The 18,015-nt window shown below is 61.8% G+C and carries 17 protein-coding genes; 12 read left to right on the top strand and 5 right to left on the bottom strand.

Annotation, left to right across the window (positions count from 1 at the left end; translation table 11 throughout):
* Positions 1–2 precede the first annotated feature (2 nt).
* From ABE463_RS03700 to ABE463_RS03685, 4 genes are all read left to right on the top strand, one after another.
* A complete protein-coding gene (locus ABE463_RS03700) occupies positions 3–1,289 on the top strand; it encodes an NAD(P)/FAD-dependent oxidoreductase (RefSeq protein WP_346467300.1) in 1,287 nt (428 codons plus the stop codon).
* Complete coding sequence (locus tag ABE463_RS03695) at positions 1,286–1,687, top strand: GtrA family protein (RefSeq protein WP_346467299.1); 402 nt, start codon at positions 1,286–1,288, stop codon at positions 1,685–1,687. Before ABE463_RS03700 ends, ABE463_RS03695 begins: the two co-directional genes overlap by 4 nt.
* A gap of 67 nt (positions 1,688–1,754) precedes the next feature.
* The gene (locus ABE463_RS03690; RefSeq protein WP_346467298.1) at positions 1,755–3,104 is read left to right on the top strand and encodes a phosphomannomutase; all 1,350 of its coding nucleotides are present in this window, start codon (positions 1,755–1,757) and stop codon (positions 3,102–3,104) included.
* Between the two features lie 15 nt (positions 3,105–3,119).
* Complete coding sequence (locus tag ABE463_RS03685) at positions 3,120–4,523, top strand: mannose-1-phosphate guanylyltransferase/mannose-6-phosphate isomerase (protein WP_346467297.1); 1,404 nt, start codon at positions 3,120–3,122, stop codon at positions 4,521–4,523.
* An 87-nt stretch (positions 4,524–4,610) separates the two neighbouring features.
* Here the strand turns inward: ABE463_RS03685 and rfbD are convergent, their stop codons facing one another.
* From rfbD to rfbB, 4 genes are read right to left on the bottom strand one after another with little or no spacing between them, the layout of a single operon-like run.
* Positions 4,611–5,513, bottom strand: coding sequence for a dTDP-4-dehydrorhamnose reductase (gene rfbD / locus ABE463_RS03680; RefSeq protein ID WP_346467296.1), 903 nt, complete (start codon positions 5,511–5,513; stop codon positions 4,611–4,613).
* Entirely contained in the window at positions 5,510–6,067 is a 558-nt protein-coding gene (gene rfbC / locus ABE463_RS03675) for a dTDP-4-dehydrorhamnose 3,5-epimerase (protein ID WP_346467295.1), read from the bottom strand. Before rfbC ends, rfbD begins: the two co-directional genes overlap by 4 nt.
* Positions 6,064–6,951 (bottom strand): glucose-1-phosphate thymidylyltransferase RfbA, encoded by an 888-nt coding sequence (gene rfbA / locus ABE463_RS03670; protein WP_346467294.1) that lies wholly within the window; start codon positions 6,949–6,951, stop codon positions 6,064–6,066. The genes rfbC and rfbA overlap by 4 nt, the downstream gene beginning before the upstream one ends.
* Before the next feature lie 14 nt (positions 6,952–6,965).
* Positions 6,966–8,021: a dTDP-glucose 4,6-dehydratase gene (gene rfbB, locus ABE463_RS03665; RefSeq protein ID WP_346467293.1), complete on the bottom strand. Its 1,056-nt coding sequence runs from the start codon at positions 8,019–8,021 to the stop codon at positions 6,966–6,968.
* Between the two features lie 356 nt (positions 8,022–8,377).
* On the opposite strand from rfbB, the gene ABE463_RS03660 reads away from it, so the two are divergent.
* The 8 genes from ABE463_RS03660 (at position 8,378) to ABE463_RS03625 (ending at position 16,397) form a co-directional block, all read left to right on the top strand.
* On the top strand, positions 8,378–9,877 hold the full coding sequence (locus ABE463_RS03660) for a hypothetical protein (protein WP_346467292.1): 1,500 nt from the start codon (positions 8,378–8,380) through the stop codon (positions 9,875–9,877).
* A gap of 144 nt (positions 9,878–10,021) precedes the next feature.
* A complete protein-coding gene (locus tag ABE463_RS03655) occupies positions 10,022–10,768 on the top strand; it encodes an electron transfer flavoprotein subunit beta/FixA family protein (RefSeq protein WP_070426566.1) in 747 nt (248 codons plus the stop codon).
* Positions 10,768–11,706, top strand: a complete 939-nt coding sequence (locus ABE463_RS03650) for an electron transfer flavoprotein subunit alpha/FixB family protein (protein ID WP_346467291.1) — start codon at positions 10,768–10,770, stop codon at positions 11,704–11,706. The genes ABE463_RS03655 and ABE463_RS03650 overlap by 1 nt, the downstream gene beginning before the upstream one ends.
* 194 nt (positions 11,707–11,900) lie before the next feature.
* Positions 11,901–13,004, top strand: a complete 1,104-nt coding sequence (locus ABE463_RS03645) for a DegT/DnrJ/EryC1/StrS family aminotransferase (RefSeq protein ID WP_346467290.1) — start codon at positions 11,901–11,903, stop codon at positions 13,002–13,004.
* Entirely contained in the window at positions 12,989–13,945 is a 957-nt protein-coding gene (locus tag ABE463_RS03640; protein ID WP_346467289.1) for a glycosyltransferase family 2 protein, read from the top strand. The genes ABE463_RS03645 and ABE463_RS03640 overlap by 16 nt, the downstream gene beginning before the upstream one ends.
* Complete coding sequence (locus ABE463_RS03635; protein ID WP_346467288.1) at positions 13,945–14,877, top strand: WxcM-like domain-containing protein; 933 nt, start codon at positions 13,945–13,947, stop codon at positions 14,875–14,877. Before ABE463_RS03640 ends, ABE463_RS03635 begins: the two co-directional genes overlap by 1 nt.
* A gap of 2 nt (positions 14,878–14,879) precedes the next feature.
* Positions 14,880–15,269 carry a GtrA family protein gene (locus ABE463_RS03630; protein WP_346467287.1) on the top strand — a complete coding sequence of 130 codons (390 nt, stop codon included), beginning with the start codon at positions 14,880–14,882 and terminating at the stop codon, positions 15,267–15,269.
* Between the two features lie 3 nt (positions 15,270–15,272).
* Positions 15,273–16,397 (top strand): acyltransferase, encoded by a 1,125-nt coding sequence (locus tag ABE463_RS03625; protein ID WP_346467286.1) that lies wholly within the window; start codon positions 15,273–15,275, stop codon positions 16,395–16,397.
* 6 nt (positions 16,398–16,403) lie between these two features.
* Here the strand turns inward: ABE463_RS03625 and ABE463_RS03620 are convergent, their stop codons facing one another.
* Positions 16,404–17,924 carry a glucosyltransferase domain-containing protein gene (locus ABE463_RS03620; RefSeq protein WP_346467285.1) on the bottom strand — a complete coding sequence of 507 codons (1,521 nt, stop codon included), beginning with the start codon at positions 17,922–17,924 and terminating at the stop codon, positions 16,404–16,406.
* Positions 17,925–18,015 lie beyond the last annotated feature (91 nt).

Below are 18,015 nucleotides of genomic sequence, written 5' to 3'. Positions count from 1 at the left end.
TCGTGAGCGAACGCATCGCCGTCCTCGGCGCCGGCCCGATGGGCCTGGCCGTGGCCTACCAGCTGGCCCGCGATGGCCATCAGCCGGTCATCTTTGAAGCCGACGACCGCGTTGGCGGCATGACCGCCAGCTTCGATTTCGGTGGCATCCAGATCGAGCGCTACTACCATTTCCACTGCACCTCCGATGCGGACTTCCTGACCGTGCTGGACGAGCTCGGCCTGGCCTCGAAGATGCACTGGACCCAGACCCGGATGGGCTATTGGTTCAACAAGCGCCTGCAGGCGTGGGGCAATCCCGTCGCCCTCCTGCGTTTCAAGGGGCTGGGTCTGGTGGCCAAGTTCCGCTACGGCCTGCACGCCTTCCTGTGTACCCGGCGCACGGACTGGGCCCCCCTGGACCATGTCGACGCCAGCGGCTGGATCCGTCGCTGGGTGGGCGCGGACGCCTACGAGGTGCTGTGGCGCAAGCTGTTCGACTACAAGTTCTACCACTACGCCGACAACCTCTCCGCGGCGTGGATCTGGAGCCGCATCCGTCGCATCGGTCGCTCGCGATACAGCCTGATGCGAGAGAAGCTGGGCTACCTTGACGGTGGCTCGTCGACGTTGCTGACGGGACTGCATGCCGACATCGTCCAACACGGTGGACAGGTGCGGCTGTCCTCGCCGGTACAGCGCATCGTGATCGAGCAGGGCAAGGTGCGTGGCCTGGAGGTCAATGGCGAGCGCCTGGCCTTCGACAAGGTGGTGTCGACCATACCGCTGCCGTTCGTGCCGCGGCTGGCCCCCGACCTTCCCGAAGACATCCTTGCCAGATTCCGCGCACTGAACAACATCGCGGTGGTGTGCGTGATCGCCAAGCTGCGCCGTCGCGTGTCGGAGAATTTCTGGGTCAACACCAACGACCCGGACATGGATATCCCCGGCATCGTCGAGTACACCAACCTGCGGCCGATGGACGCGCACATCGTCTATGTGCCGTTCTACATGCCCGGCGAACACCCCAAGTACGCCGAGCCGGATGCGGTGTTCATCGACAAGGTGCGCCGCTACCTCATGCAGATCAATCCAACGCTGGTCGAGGACGACTTCATCGATATCCGCGCCAGCCGTTATCGGCACGCCCAGCCCATCTGCGAACCGGGCTTCCTTGACCGCCTGCCGCCGCGCAAGCTGCCGGTGGAGGGCCTGTGGGTGGCCGATACCTCCCACTATTACCCCGAAGACCGTGGCATCTCCGAGAGCATCGGCTTCGGCCGGATGCTGGCCAGGGAAGTGGTGGCATGATCCAGGCGCTGGCCTCGCGGCAGTTCCTGTTGTTCCTGCTGGTCGGTGGGTTGGCCGCGCTGGTCAACGTGCTTTCCCGGATCGGCTACAGCCATTGGCTGGGTTTCACCCCGGCCATCGTGCTGGCCTACCTGACGGGCATGGTGACGGCCTTCGCACTGGCCCGCCTGTTCGTGTTCAAGGACAGTGCCCGCCCGCTCCACCATTCGGCGGTCTATTTCGCCCTGGTAAACCTGCTCGCCGTGCTGCAGACCTGGATCGTCTCTACCCTGCTGGCCTTCCACCTGCTGCCGTGGCTGGGGGTGGACCAGTTCCGGCTGGAGATCGCCCATGCGGTGGGCGTGGCCGTTCCGGTGTTTTCGAGCTACTTCGGCCACAAGTTCCTGTCCTTCCGTTAGGTGAAAACGATTCCCATACATGGGTACGGCTACACTGATAATCTGACTGTCAGAAGGACTGGAATAGATGACGCTCCCCGCATTCAAGGCATACGACATCCGCGGCCGCGTGCCGGATGAACTGAACGAAGACCTGGCCCGCCGTATCGGCGTGGCGCTGGATGCCCAACTCTCCCCAGGCACCGTGGTGGTCGGTCATGACATCCGCCTGACCAGCCAGGCCCTGCAAGACGCCCTGGCCGCAGGCCTTCGCGGCGCCGGCCGTGAAGTGCTCGATATCGGCCTGTGTGGGACCGAGGAGGTCTACTTCCAGGTGGATCATCTGAAGGCCGCCGGTGGCGTGATGGTCACCGCCAGCCACAATCCGATGGATTACAACGGGATGAAGCTGGTCAAAGAGCAGGCCCGCCCGATCAGCTCCGATACCGGCCTGTTCGCCATCTCCGACGCGGTCGAAGCCGACCAGACGCCCGCCGCCGCGCCGCGTGCCGGCCTGCAGTCGCATCCGGACAAGAGCGCCTACATCGCGCATCTGCTGAGCTACATCGAGCCCAAGGCCCTCAAGCCGCTGAAGCTGGTGGTCAACGCCGGCAATGGCGGCGCCGGTACGATCGTGGACCTGCTCGCCCCGCACCTGCCACTGGAGTTCGTCCGCATCTGCCATGAGCCCGATGGCAGCTTCCCGAACGGCATTCCCAACCCGCTGCTGACGGAAAACCGCGAGCTCACCGCGCAGGCCGTGCGCGAGCATGGCGCGGATTTCGGTATCGCCTGGGATGGCGATTTCGACCGCTGCTTCTTCTTTGATCATAACGGCCGTTTCATCGAAGGCTATTACCTGGTCGGCCTGCTCGCCCAGGCGATCCTGGCACGCCAGCCCGGCGGCAAGATCGTGCACGACCCGCGCCTGACCTGGAACACGGTGGAGATGGTCGAGGAAGCCGGTGGCCAGCCGGTGCTGTGCAAGAGCGGCCACGCCTTCATCAAGGAAAAGATGCGCTCGGAAAACGCCGTCTACGGTGGCGAGATGAGTGCGCACCATTATTTCCGCGAATTCGCCTACGCCGATTCCGGCATGATCCCGTGGCTGCTGATTGCGGCGCTGGTATCCGAGTCCGGCCGTTCGCTGGCCGATCTGGTCGAGGCCCGCATGCAGAAGTTCCCGTGCAGCGGCGAGATCAACTTCAAGGTCACCGACGCCAAGCGTTCCGTCGCCCGCGTGATGGAGCACTTTGCCGCGCAGTCGCCGTCGCTGGATCACACCGATGGGATCAGTGCCGATTTTGGCGACTGGCGTTTCAACCTGCGCAGCTCCAACACCGAGCCGCTGCTCCGTTTGAATGTCGAGACCCGGGGCGACGCGGCACTGCTGCGGGCACGCACTGATGAGCTCTCCCAGTTGATCAAGGACGCCTGAGGCGAGCCCTCCACCATGCAGACTCTTCTTCCCGTCATCCTTTCTGGTGGCTCCGGCACCCGCCTGTGGCCGCTGTCGCGCGAGTCCTACCCCAAGCAGTTCCTGGCCCTGGCCGGCGAACAGACCATGCTGCAGGCCACGTGGCAGCGCGTTGCGCCGATCGCCGGCCGTGCGCCGCTGATTGTCGCCAACGAGGAACATCGCTTCGTCGCCGCCGAGCAGCTGCAGCAGCTCGGCGTGGAACCGCAGGCGATCCTGCTGGAGCCGGTCGGTCGCAACACCGCACCGGCGATCGCGGTGGCCGCACTGGAAGCCACCCGGGATGGCGATGATGCACTGCTGCTGGTGCTGCCCTCGGATCACGTGATCGCAGATGAGGATGCGTTCCGCGCCGCTGTGCTGCGCGCGGTACCGGCCGCGGAGTCCGGCAAGCTGGTGACCTTCGGTATCGTGCCGACCGGCCCGGAAACCGGCTACGGCTATATCAAGGCGGCCTCCGGCGGCGATGTCCGCGCCGTGGACCGGTTTGTCGAGAAACCCGATGCGGAGACGGCGAGCGCTTACGTGCAGTCGGGTGAGTACTTCTGGAACAGCGGCATGTTCCTGTTCAAGGCCTCCCGCTTCCTGGCCGAGTTGGAAACGCTCCATCCTGCGATGCTGGCTGGCAGCCGCGCTGCCTGGCAGCAGGCGCGCCGCGACAGCGATTTCACCCGCTTGGACAAAGAAGCCTTCGCCGCCGTGCCGTCGGACTCCATCGACTACGCGGTGATGGAAAAGACCGCCGATGCCGTGGTGGTGCCGCTGGATGCCGGCTGGAACGACGTCGGTTCGTGGACCGCGCTGCGTGACGTGTCCGAACAGGATGGCGATGGCAACGCCCACCACGGCGACGTGATCGCGATTGACTGCCGCAACACCTTCGCCTACGGCGAGCGCCTGATCGCGCTGGTCGGCCTGGACGATGTGATCGTGGTCGAGACCGACGATGCAGTCATGGTCGGCAAGAGCGACCGCATGCAGGAGATCAAGCAGGTCGTCGCGAGGATCAAGGCCGATGGCCGTCCCGAAGCGACCTGGCATCGCAAGGTGTACCGCCCTTGGGGTGCGTATGACTCGATCGACAACGGCGCCCGCTTCCAGGTCAAGCGCATCACGGTCAAGCCGGGTGCAACGCTGAGCCTGCAGATGCATCACCACCGCGCCGAGCATTGGATCGTGGTCAGCGGTACGGCCGAGGTCACGCGCGGCGACGAGGTACTGCTGCTCACCGAGAACCAGAGCACCTACATCCCGCTGGGCGTGACCCATCGCCTGAAGAACCCGGGCAAGCTGCCGCTGGAGCTGATCGAAGTGCAGTCCGGCAGTTATCTGGGCGAAGACGATATCGTGCGGTTCGAGGATACGTACGGTCGTACCTGATCGACGGCAGACAGATAAACAAAAACCCGGCCAAGGCCGGGTTTTTGTTGCCGGTAGAGCCACGCCATGCGTGGCTCCAGGCCTGGGTCAGCAGTCCGCGATGACCCGCTTCAGGCCGTCCTGCCAGCGTGGCAGGGTGACGCCGAAATCCTTCTCCAGCTTCGCCACATCCAGGTGCGAATACGCAGGACGCCTGGCCGGTGTCGGGTACTCGGCGGTGGTGATCGCCTCGACGGTCGGTGCGCGCGCCAGCACACCGGCGGCGACGGCCTCGGTGAAGATGGCCTCGGCAAAACCGTGCCAGCTGGTCTCACCGGTGGCCGTCAGATGCCAGGTACCCGACAGCGCGCCATCGTGCTGCAGTGCCTGTACGGTCACGTCGGCAATCAACGCCGCCGGCGTCGGCGTACCCACTTGGTCGGCGACCACGCGCAGCACGTCGCGTTCCGCACCCACCCGCAGCATCGTGCGCAGGAAGTTCGCGCTGTGCGATGCGTACACCCACGCCGTGCGGAAGATGAAATGACGACCTGCGGCAGCACGGACTGCGTTTTCACCGGCCAGCTTGCTTTCACCGTATACGCCGAGTGGGCGGGTAGGATCATCTTCGCAGTACGGGCGGGTGCCTTGACCGTCGAACACGTAATCGGTGGAGTAGTGGACCAGCGGCACGCCCGCCGCCGCGCACCACCTCGCCACGACACCGGGCGCCTCTGCGTTGGCGCGCCATGCGGCCTCTTGATCGTCTTCGGCGCGATCTACGGCTGTGTAAGCCGCCGCATTGATGACCCAATCCGGACGAACGCGATCCAACACGTCGACTAGGTCATCCGGCCGGTCGAAATCGACGACTTCGCAGGGCGCGCCATCGGGGAGGCGACCACTGCGCGTGGTCGCTACTACATTCGCTTGAAGTCGCAGGGCGCGAATCAGCTCCCAACCCAGCTGGCCATTCCCGCCGAACACAAGCACGGTGGTTGCACGATTCAAGGCGAGTAAACCGGCAGCCGATCTGCAGCGATGTCCTTGAGGAACGGAGCCGTTTCATCTTTTGCTGACAACGTCGGCGCGCTAGTTGGCCAGTCCACCGCGACGTCCGCATCATTCCAACGGATGCCAGCATCCGCTTCTTTCACGTACACGTCAGTGCATAGATAATTGAACAGAGCGCGTTCGGACAGCACCACAAACCCGTGTGCGAATCCTTCCGGTATCCAGAACTGTCTGCGATTCTCTGCACTGAGAATAGTGGCCGCCCAGTGACCGAAGGTCGGTGAGCCTCTGCGAATGTCCACGGCAACATCGTAGACTTCGCCTTCCAGCACGCTGACCAGCTTTCCCTGCGGGCGTGGCCACTGGTAGTGCAAGCCTCGCAATACGCCCTTGGCCGAGCTGGAAACATTGCTTTGCACGAACTGGGTTGGCAGGCCGCTGGCAGCGAAGCGCTCGGCGTTCCATGTTTCAAAGAAGAATCCGCGCGAATCACCAAAAACCGCCGGCTCTATCAACAGGCATCCAGGAAGATTGGTCGGGATCAATTTCAAGGAACAATTCCGCGCTGCGCCAGCGTGTGCAGATACTGTCCGTACCCATTCTTGATAAGGGGAGCAGCCAACGCCTCCAGTTGCTCGGCGCTGATCCAACGCTGTCCAAACGCGATCTCTTCCGGGCAGCAGACCTGCAGGCCTTGACGCGTCTGGATGGTCTCGATGAAGTTTGACGCTTCTAGCAACGACTGGTGCGTGCCCGTGTCCAGCCAGGCATAGCCTCGCCCCAACGCTTCCAGGTGCAGATTTCCCTCACGCAGGTACCGCTGATTGAGATCGGTGATCTCGAGCTCGCCGCGCGGCGAAGGCTTCAGCTCGGCAGCGTAGTCGCTGGCATTGCCATCGTAGAAGTACAAGCCGGTGACAGCATAGTTCGACCGCGGATTGGCCGGTTTCTCGACGAGATCGATGACTTTGCCGTCCTTGTCAAACTCAGCCACACCGTACCGTTCTGGATCGTTTACCCAATAGCCAAATACGGTTGCACCCGCATCGCGCTCATCGGCATTTCGCAACACTTCGCGTAGACCATGTCCGTGGAAGATGTTGTCGCCCAACACCAAGCAGCTTGGCTTGCCACCGACGAAGTCGCGCCCGATCAGGTAGGCTTGGGCTAGGCCATCCGGACTTGGCTGTACGGCGTACTCAATGTTCATGCCCCACTGCGAGCCATCGCCCAACAGTGCCTGGAACAGCGCTTGCTCGTGCGGAGTATTGATGATCAGCACATCGCGGATCCCGGCCAGCATCAGCACGCTGAGCGGGTAATAGATCATCGGCTTGTCGTACACCGGCAGCAACTGCTTGCTGACGCCCTTGGTGATGGGGTACAGCCGGGTGCCAGAACCACCGGCGAGGATGATGCCTTTACGCTGGGTCATGTTGGGTCCTTGATTCAATCCGCAGTGCCGATGCGCTGCAGACGATAACTGCCGTCCAGCACGCCGTTGACCCATTCCTGGTTGTCCAGGTACCAGTCCACGGTGAAGGCGATGCCCTGATCGAAGGTGTACTCAGGTTCCCAGCCCAGCTGGTCCTTGAGCTTGCTTGCATCGATCGCGTAGCGGCGGTCATGGCCCGGACGGTCGGCGACATAGGTGATCTGGCTGCTGCGCGGCTGACCATCTTCGCGCGGGCGGCGTGCATCGAGCAGGGCGCAGATGGCGTGCACCACTTCGATGTTTTCCTTCTCGGAGTTCCCGCCCACGTTGTAGGTCTCGCCGACCTGGCCCTTGGCCAGCACGGTGCGGATCGCTTCGCAGTGGTCGGACACGAACAGCCAATCGCGCACCTGCTTCCCATCGCCATACACCGGCAGCGGCTCGCCGGCCAGCGCCTTGGCGATCACCAGCGGGATCAGCTTCTCGGGGAAGTGGTACGGGCCGTAGTTGTTGGAGCAGTTGGTGGTCAGCACCGGCAGCCCGTAGGTGTGGTGGAACGCGCGCACCAGATGGTCGGAGGCCGCCTTGGACGCCGAGTACGGCGAGTTGGGCGCGTACGGCGTGGTCTCGCTGAACTTGCCGGTCTCGCCCAAGGTGCCGTACACCTCGTCGGTGGAGACATGCAGGAAGCGGAAGGCCTGGCCGTTGTCGGCCGGCAGCGCCTTCCAATAGTCGCGCACCGCCTCGAGCAGACCCAAGGTGCCGACCACGTTGGTCTGGATGAAGGCACCGGGGCCGTCGATGGAGCGGTCCACATGGCTTTCTGCGGCGAAATTCAGCACCGCATCGGGCTGGTGTTTGGCCAGCAGGCGTGCCACCAGATCGCGGTCGCCGATATCGCCATGAACGAATACGTGGTCGGGATTGCCCTCCAGCGGGGCCAGCGTCTTCAGGTTGCCGGCGTAGGTTAGCGCGTCCAGGTTGATGACCCGCACGCCCTTGGCGACGGCTTCCAGTACGAAATTACCGCCAATGAATCCGGCACCGCCGGTGACAAGCCATGTGGGCACTACCTGTTCTCCTAACTATGTCGATGATGTAGCAAGCGCGTGCGACTTCAGCGTTGGCCGCCATGCACGGGATCGCAGAAAGGGGACACAGAATACATCGGAGGCCCGCCCGCAGGCCCAACCTGCATGAAACTCTCATCTCACCGACAGGAATGCGTTACATTTGCGTTAACCACTGACGCGAAGGCTGCAGTTCCCGTTCGCGCCTTTCCCGCCGTGTTCCAACGCTGTTAAGCTCCGCCGCGTCTTTGAAAACCGCTACTTGGCCTACCGGAATCCTGTACGTGAACCCAGCTCGACCACCCGATCATCCTCGACGATGGAGCGCATGGGCATCCCTTGTTGCAGTTGCCACCGTGATCATCGCAGTGGCCGTGCCGCGTATTGCAGGCCTCTCGGGCTTTCCGCTGACTGACGAAGGCTATTACGCCTATTACGCCATGCGTATCGGGGACTCATTGGCCAGCGGCCAAGGTTTGCCTGGGGACGGCTACCTGATGCTTTACCCGATGCTGACGTCTTGGGTGTTTTTCCTGCCAGAGAACCCGTTCGTCCTCCTGCGGATCGTGGATCTGCTGGTAGCCGTAGCAGCCGGATTGCTGCTATTTGGAATTCTCGTGCGGGAATCCGGCAGCCTCACCGTAGCCGCTCTTTTGTCGGTCTCGTTTCTGCTTGCGATGAGTGCTGGGCCCTTCATTCAGAACGGATTCAAGAACAGCTTTTTCGCGGCCTATATTCCGCTTTTTCTGGCCATGTCGTTTTCCCAGGCCGAGACTGTTACGCGATCCAGATGGGCTGTGATAGGGGCGCTGGTCGCTGCATGTGTACTGCTGCGAGAGTCGTTTGCACCCTTTGCCCTGCTGGCCGCAGTTGCGGTCTGGATCCGGCACGGTATCCGCAACGTCATCGCGCTGTGCTTAGGCGCGGCGCTGGCGGCCGTCATCATTCTTTTGGTCGTGTTGAGCGCGCGTGGAGGACTGGCGGGCCTGATTGAGTCTTATCAGGACGCGGCCATCAGCTTTGCCGCGCTCCAAGGCCAGAAGAATGCGTTGTTTCTGAGCGGAGCCACTACAGCCATACAGATGGCCAAGATTCCGCTTCTCGTGACGGCGGCTGCCGTGGTGGCATTGCTGACGCGGGCCTGCGGAACGCACAGGCGCGCAGTCTCTGGCCGAGCGTGGTTTTGGTTGGCGGCGTCACTACTCCCACTGATCGAGCCTGCTTCAAAGATCGGATTTGCTTACCATTTTTCCGCATGTCTTCCAGGCATGGCCGGCTTGTGCGCTTGGGCGTGGAGATCATTGACGACCGAACGCTGGAAAACAGTAGCAACCGGGGCGCTGGCTGTTGCGGCGGCGTTTTCGCTTGTGCCAGCGTGGCAAATGGCCAGCCTGTTGCCCGCTGGCTTGAAGGAGGCTCGGCGCACGGCTGAGATGGGTTGGAGTAAAGAACTGCATGGGGGCACCAATTACCTCATCGCAGCTGACTTGATCCGCGGCGCTGCGCCACAGGGTGGGACTCTCAGCGTGAGTGGTTTCATGTATCCGCTGTTTCCACTGACCGATCTTCGCCCCCCTTCGCCCTCGCTGAGCGACCTAAGCTTGGCCCTGATCAAGGGACAAATGGACGGGGACCACTTATCTGCGACCCTTCGGGCCTGCTCGCCGGACGTCATTTTGACCTCCAATCGCACCGAGTTCCCCGGCGCAGATATCGTCGATGCTTCCGTACGTGCAACTGGCCTTTATGAAAAGGTCGGCGAAGTCGAGGTGGACCCCACCCGGGCGTATGGAACTTTCGGGGGGAACGTCTACCGGAAAGTGGGGCAAGGCGGCAGCGCGTGCGGGATTGAGTAGGCGTCACCATACGCATTCGCATGGTGACGCCGGGCCAGTTAGAATCGAGGTCCCACCCCCGAGCCGGCCGTCCTTCCGGAAGCCGGATGTTCTCCAGTTTTGCGAGCCGGCCAGCGGCCGGCCCTACCAAGGATCGTGCACCAGATGAAAATCCTCGTCGCGTACAAGCGCGTGGTGGACTACAACGTCCGCATTCAGGTCAAGCCGGACGGTTCCGGCGTGGTCACCGACGGCGTCAAGCTGTCCCCCAACCCCTTCGATGAAATCGCGCTGGAAGAAGCGCTGCGCCTGCGTGACAAGGGCATCGCCACCGAAGTCGTGGTCGCCACGATCGCACCGGCCGATGCCCAGGCGCACCTGCGCAATGGCTTGGCCATGGGCGCCAACCGCGCCATCCATGTCGTGACCGACCAGGCCATCCAGCCGCTCACCGCCGCGCGCACCCTGCTCAAGCTGGTCGAGAAGGAGCAGCCGGACCTGGTGATCCTGGGCAAGCAGGCCATCGACGACGACGCCAACCAGACCGGTCAGATGCTGGCCACGCTGTGGGGCCGGCCGCAGGCGACCTTCGCCAGCAAGCTGGAGATCGCCGACGGCAAGGCCACGGTCACCCGTGAGGTCGATGCCGGCCTGGAAACGCTGGAAGTGGACCTGCCAGCCGTGGTCACTACCGACCTGCGCCTGAACGAGCCGCGCTTCATCAAGCTGCCGGACATCATGAAGGCCAAGGCCAAGCCGCTGGAGACCCTGCAGCTGGCCGACCTCGGTGTTGAAGCAGCCGACACCTTCAAGACCACCCAGTACGCCGCGCCGGTCAAGCGCAGCAAGGGCGTGATGGTCAAGGACGCGGCCGAACTGGTCGCCGCACTCAAGCAGAAGGGGTTGCTGTAATGACCAAGATCCTCGTTGTCGCTGAACACCACGATGGCAAGCTCAATGCCGCCACCGCCAAGACCGTCAGTGCGGCTGCTGCCATCAGCGGCGCCAGCATCGACCTGCTGGTGCTGGCCGCCGATCCGGCCGCCGTGGCCGCCGAGGCCGCGCAGCTGGCGGGCGTGGCCAAGGTGCTGACCGTGACCAACGCCGCCAATGCCCAGGCGCTGGCCCAGGTGCTGGCCCCGCAGATCGCGCAGCTGGCCACCGGCTACACCCACGTATTCGGCCCCTCGACCACCTTCGGCAAGGACTTGATGCCGTGCGTGGCCGCCCTGCTGGGTGTCAACCAGGTCTCCGATCTGATGACCGTCGAAGGCAGCCACAGCTTCAAGCGCCCGATCTACGCCGGCAACGCCATCATCACCGTGGAGGTGCCGGCCGACCAGATCGTGGTGGCGACCGTGCGTGCGGCCTCCTGGCCGGAAGCGGCCAAGGGCGGCAGCGCTGCTGTGGAAGCGGCCAGCGTGGATGCGGCTCTGCCGACCCACACCCGCTTCGTCGGCCTGGCCGCTGGCGCGACCGACCGCCCGGACCTGCAGAGCGCCAAGCGCGTGGTCTCCGGCGGTCGTGGCGTGGGCTCGGAAGAGAACTTCAAGGTGATTTTCCAGCTGGCCGACAAGCTCGGTGCCGCCGTGGGCGCCTCGCGCGCCGCGGTCGACGCCGGCTACGTGCCCAGCGACCTGCAGGTCGGTCAGACCGGCAAGATCATCTCGCCGGAGCTGTACGTGGCCGTGGGCATCAGCGGCGCGATCCAGCACCTGACCGGTATCAAGGACGCCGGCACCATCGTGGCGATCAACAAGGACCCGGATTCGCCGATCTTCGAGATCGCCGATATCGGGCTGGTCGGTGACTTGTTCACCCTGCTCCCGGAGCTGGAAGCAGCTCTTTGATGATGCACGGTTGCCATTCGCACTCGGATGGCAACCGACCGCAAATTTTCCCTTGCCTGCATTGGGGCAGCCACCAGGAGTGAGTACAATTCCAGTGCCTTTGGCGATTGACCGACTAGCACAGGTCCGTTCAGCGCCCGCCCCCTTCTGGATTCCCCAGACGATTCCTCTCATCCAACGCAGATTCCATCCCAATGCCGCCTGAAGCCATTCCAGTCAACTCCCTGTCACGTCATATCGAACCTTTGAAGGATGCACTCGCGGCGGCGGCGACCGAGGTGGTTGGAAGTGGCTATTTTGTCCTAGGCCCGAATGTCCGATCGTTCGAATCTGCATTTGCCAATTACTGCGGCGTGGAGCACTGCATCAGCGTTGCCAACGGCACCGATGCACTCGAACTCTCCTTGCGCTCGCTCGGGATTTCAACGGGCGATCGCGTCGCGGTTGTCGCTAACGCCGCCATGTACGGCACTTCGGCCGTTCTGGCTTGCGGTGCTGAGCCAGTCTTCATTGACGTGTTGGCCGAGACCGCAACGATGGATCCCGCAGAACTTGAGGCTGCCTTCGGTCTTGGGGTCATCAAGGCAGTCATCGTCACTCATCTGTACGGGCAACTTGCAGCGATTGAATCAATTGCGGCGCTTTGCCGCTCTCATGGCGCTGGTCTGATCGAAGATTGCGCGCAGGCACATGGGGCGCGTAGCGGCGGGGGCCTGGCAGGTTCCTTTGGCGACATCGCAAGTTTCAGCTTCTATCCCACTAAGAATCTGGGTGCGCTGGGCGATGGCGGTGCCGTGGTTACTCGTAGAGAGGACCTTGCAGAGCGGGTGCGTATGCTGCGTCAGTACGGCTGGACCCAGAAGTACACCAATGGCTTGGCTGGCGGTCGCAACAGCCGGCTGGATGAAATCCAGGCTAGCATGCTGCTGCTGATGCTTCCGCATCTGGATCAGTGGAACGAACGCCGCCGAGAGGTTGCACTGCGCTACAGCTCTGGTATCAAGAATCCGAAGATTCGTGTCAACCAGAGCAGTGGCACATCCTATGTTGCACACCTGTACGTCGTGCGGAGTGAGGCCCGGAGCGCGCTCCAGCAGCACCTTGCGAGCATGGGCATCCAGACCGACATTCACTACCCGATTCCCGACCATCGTCAGCCCTGCCATGGGGGGCGCTACGCGGACCTAGAGCTACCTGTCACGGAGCTTGACTGCACTGAGGTGATTACGCTGCCCTGCTTCCCTGAGCTTACCGACGTGGAAGTAGATCGCGTGATTGAAGCATGCAACAGCTTCTAAATCCGACGCTGACTGTCGTTGTCCCGGTATACGGCAACGAAGGGTCCATTGCCAAGCTCATCGCTGCACTGGCATCCATAAAGGCGAGTGCCCAGGTACCGTTCGAGGCGGTTTTCGTCGTAGACGGCAGCCCGGATCAAAGCTATGCGCGGCTCCGTGAGCAACTGCCGAGCGCCGGATTTGATTCGCAGCTGATTGCCTTGTCCAGGAATTTCGGTGCGTTCTCGGCCATCCGAGTCGGGCTGGAGCACGCCAAGAGCTCCATCATCGCCGTCATGGCAGCCGATCTCCAGGAACCTCCGGAACTGGTGCTTGAGCTTTTCAAGACACTCGCGGCTGGTGACAGGGACATCGCGATGGGAGTCCGGGAGTCGCGAGATGATCCAGGCCTCTCCAAGCTGGCATCGGAAGCATTCTGGGCGCTGTATCGGCGCTTCGTCATGCCGGATATTCCGAAGGGAGGCGTGGATATTTTTGCCGTCACCCATTTGATGCGTGACCGCTTGCTTCAGTTGAAGGAAAGCAACACGAGCCTACTGGCCCAACTGTTCTGGCTGGGAGGGCGACGCCAGTTCGTCCCTTACCGACGGCTTCGCCGTGAACACGGAAAGAGCGCGTGGACGTTCAAGAAAAAGTTGCGCTACTTGTCCGACAGCGTCTTCTCGTTTACCGACCTTCCGATTCGGCTGCTCATTGGTATCGGCGTGCTGTCACTTGGCGCAGGCGTTGGCCTTTCAATGCTTATTCTCGCTGCGAAGATCTCCGGTCTTGTTGCCGTGCCCGGTTACGCCGGGACGATGGTAGCCATTCTGTTCTTTGGTGCCTTGAACTCACTGGGGCTGGGCGTTGTGGGTGCTTATGCTTGGCGCACGTTCGAGAACACCAAGGCACGCCCTCTTTCCATTCTGCAATCTCTGGAAACCTTCACGGAGCGCGACTGATGAACTACTTCTGCCATCCCAATTCACTTTGTGAATCGGAGAGCATCGGCAAAGGCACCCGAATCTGGGCCTTTGCGCATGTCCTGCCCGGAGCCGTGATCGGTGAGGACTGCAATATCTGCGATGGCGTCTTCGTTGAAGGCAATGTCGTTGTTGGCGACCGCGTCACCGTTAAGTGCGGGGTACAGCTGTGGGACGGTGTAAGACTGGCTAACGACGTATTCGTGGGCCCAAATGCGACGTTCACGAATGACCGGTTCCCCCGCTCCCGTCAGCACCCCGAGGCGTATCCGGAGACATTCGTGGAGGCTGGCGCCTCCATTGGAGCAAATGCCACGATCCTGCCCGGAATTCGGATCGGCAGCGGCGCTATGGTCGGCGCTGGCGCGGTCATCACCCGCTCGGTGCCGCCGAACGCGATTGTCGTGGGCAATCCCGCGCGAATCGTCGGGTATGTGACCGATAGCCACGCCCAGGGTCGTGTCCCGAAGGCGTCTGCGGACGAAGCGGGGGTTAGTTCGGTTGCAGGCGTGAAGCTGCATAAGCTTCCTCGCTATCAGGACCTCCGAGGCGCACTTTCGGTCGGTGAGTTCTCGAAGGACCTGCCCTTCGAGCCGAAGCGGTACTTCCTTGTCTTCGATGTTCCCAGCCAGGAAACCCGCGGCGAACACGCGCATCGGATCTGCCATCAGTTCCTGATCTGCGTCAAAGGCAGCGTTCGGGTTCTCGCGGACGACGGCACGCGCCGTGATGAATTCATCCTGGATTCGCCAAGCGTAGGCCTGCACCTTCCCCCGATGATCTGGGGCACGCAGTACCAGTACTCCCCTGGCGCCGTTCTGCTGGTCTTTGCCTCCGAAAATTACGACGGCGATGAGTACATCAGGCAGTACGATGAATTCATCAGCCTGACCGCTGCCGCAGCGACCTAGCATTGCACGCGTCGCTTCCAACCATCGCCCGCTTCCTCGCGGGCGGTGCACTCAACACCGGCAGCACGTTCGTGCTTTACTGGTTGTTGCTACTGATCATGGACTACCGCATTGCCTATGCGATCAGCTTTGCCTCTGGAATCCTGCTTAGCTATCTGATCAACACCCGATTTGTCTTCCGCGAGCAGCACAGCCTGCGCAAGCTGCTGCTGTTTCCGCTAGTTTACCTGGTCACTTACCTGGCGGGCGCGATCGTCCTGCACACTGCGGTGTCTGGATTTGGCATCAACAAGACGATTGCACCACTCCTTTCAATCTGCGCCACCTTGCCGCTGTCGTATGTACTGACGAAACTTGTGCTTTCCGCCAAGCGCGCGAATCCTCGCGCTTGATGCATGGAAAACCAACGGCTCAACAATCTGACTGCCGCCCGCTTCATTGCTGCGCTTCTGGTCTACGTCCATCATTCGTCCGCCATTGAGTATGCTTCCATGCCGGGCGACTTCCTTCGGAACTTCGCATCCAATGGGCATGTAGGCGTCTCGTTCTTTTTCGTTCTGAGCGGCTTCGTGCTCGCCGCCTCGAATCTGGACCGGCTGTCTACAATGAGTCTCGGATCAACGCTCGCGTTCTATTGGAAGCGCGGTGCACGCATTCTCCCACTCTGGCTGCTCGCGTCAGCGCCGTTCATCATAAAAGCCGCTCAGGAAGGCGATCCTCGTCTTTGGGCGTATCTGACCTTCACCCAAGCCTGGAGCGGGAACGTCAATGTCTCGTTCGCACTTCTGGCCGTAGCGTGGACTCTATCGGTAGAACTCTTCTTCTATCTGACCTTTCCATTTATTGCCGCTGCCGTTGGGCCGTTTCGCAGCAGATGGCTGGGGCCGGTGCTGATCATCTGCGGATTGCTCATTCCAACAATCGCGGCACTGTACTTCGAGTTCAAGCCGGAGTTGGCGGCACTTGGGTCCTCGAACCCTGACAGCTCGCATCGGTGGCTGTACCGCTCGCCATTGATCCGGTTAGGCGAGTTCATCGCGGGAATCGGCAGCTTCGTGCTGGTAGCCCGCCACAACCTATGGAGAAGCCAAGGGATCTGGACGGGAGTGTTGCTGCTCACCACAGCAACATTAGTCGTCACAATGGGAATTCAAGAGAAGGCACCGCTGATTCGGGTGATGCCGTATGCGGCGATGTTCGTGATCGCTGTAGTGGCGCTTGCGCGTCTTGAGCAACTCGGCGCCGGGATACGGTGGCGCATCCCGATCCTTTTGGGCGAAGCTTCGTTCGCCTTCTACCTGATTCACCAGTACTATTTCAAACTTGTGCTTCAGCCCCCCCTGATCGAAGCATTCGGCCTTCACGTCGCACAGGCGACCGTGCTACTTGCGGCAATCAGTGCGAGTATTGGCCTTCACCTGATTATCGAAGTACCGGCTAGGACGATACTGCTGGGTGTGCTACACGTCAGGTCCAGCATGCCCAAGGCGCGCGTTGTCGAGGAGTCTGGACGCTCGTAAGTGAACTCAGAGGCACACGAGTGCGCCGCCCGCCTGCATTGACACGAAACCGCCTTCGGGCCAAGCAGGAGCATCTGCGCATGCAGCAACGTCCTCCTCACCCGCCTGCCGGAAGTTCAGCTTACGGCCCGTGGAAAGGGTCATCCGGGCTGGTACCGCGCTGGATACGTAGAAGGCGGAGATGTTCATGTCCATCCAGGTGGTCGCAAGGGTAACGCCGTGTGTCCAGCGCATCTTCGTATTCACCACTGCAATGGGTGTCTGCTCGGTGTATCCGTCAAGCCCCCTCAGTGACACCATGATTTGCTCCGCCAGGAACGCGTCAAAGGTATTCAATTGCCGTTGGTCGTTGTGGATACGATGACCGATGGCAATCGAAGAGATCAGCAGGAGGCCTGCCAGCAGGCGGACCGAGGCACGGGTGGCGCTGTTCCTTGCGTACATGCACATCCAGAAGCAGCCCGCGGCGAAGAGCGCCACAAGGCCGCCCAGCACCCGCGGCACAGGCCACCAAGTCGCACCCACCGCTACAACGCCCAAGCCAACCAACGGTGAGATCAGCACCACCAGCAACGCTATTGGCGTTTCCCTGCGCCAGCTGCGCAAGAGCAACCAGCACACAACTACCCAGCCACCGATGACCATGGCCCAGAACGCGGTTCGAACGGCAGACGCGGTTGGTACAAGAAGAGGATGGGAAAACACCCACTTTGCCAGCTCCCCAATCTCACCGATTCGGGCGCCCAGCTGATCGAGAGAGATCATCTGGCCACGCTGATCGACCGGCACGCCGAGCACAGAGATGAACAGCTTATTGACGATCAGGTAGAGAACGACAGCCAGCGCGGCTGTTACACCGGCTGCGGCTGCCGGCAAATAGTTCCGCCAACGTGGGCGATCAACACCTGGCCCGTCAAGACACGCTCTTACAAGCCCAAGCAGCACCATGATGCCGACGTAGTTCAATACGAGCTGGTACATTGAAAGTGCGACGACCAGCAGCACGCAGCCTAACCACCATAAGTGCAGGGCGCGCGCAGTGATGAAGACTGCAGCAATGCCCATCGCAATCGCCAGCAGCGCAGAGAAGGACGCTTCGGAGAATGTCAGGATTTCCGCCTGAAAGGGATGCAGCACCAACAGCAGCGCAGGAAGACAAACAACAGACGCTTTTGTCTCACAGGGTTTGTCGAACGCAGCGAAGAAGAGTGGAGCAGTGAAGGCAAAGCAGATCAGCCCGACACCTTGGAACAACGTGGCAAAGGTCTCTGGATCTACACCCATCCCCTGCATCGCCTGGAAGATCAAGAACTGCCCAAAGCGGCCCTGGCTTACGAAACGTTCCATCGGCGGCCAACCGTCGAGGTTGGAATAAGAGTCGATGGACAAGCCAGGGGCGATGAGGAACGGCAGACGCGCAAGAATGCACGCAACCGCTACAGCGGCGCAAAGCCCCCACAGTCCGCGCATCAGCTCCGACAGCGGAACGGACCCCATCGCGGACCGCATGGCAAGAACATATCGCATTCACTAGACCCCTGATCTCAAACCACGAATGTGCAGGCAGCTGGTCAGCTGCCCGCAAGCCTCGGGCGGGAGTATACAGACCTGGCTGGAT

Origin of the sequence: Stenotrophomonas sp. TWI819, assembly GCF_039673075.1 — a bacterium.
GTDB classification, from domain to species: Bacteria; Pseudomonadota; Gammaproteobacteria; order Xanthomonadales; family Xanthomonadaceae; genus Stenotrophomonas; species Stenotrophomonas rhizophila_B.
This window is presented reverse-complemented; position numbering and strand designations above follow the sequence as displayed.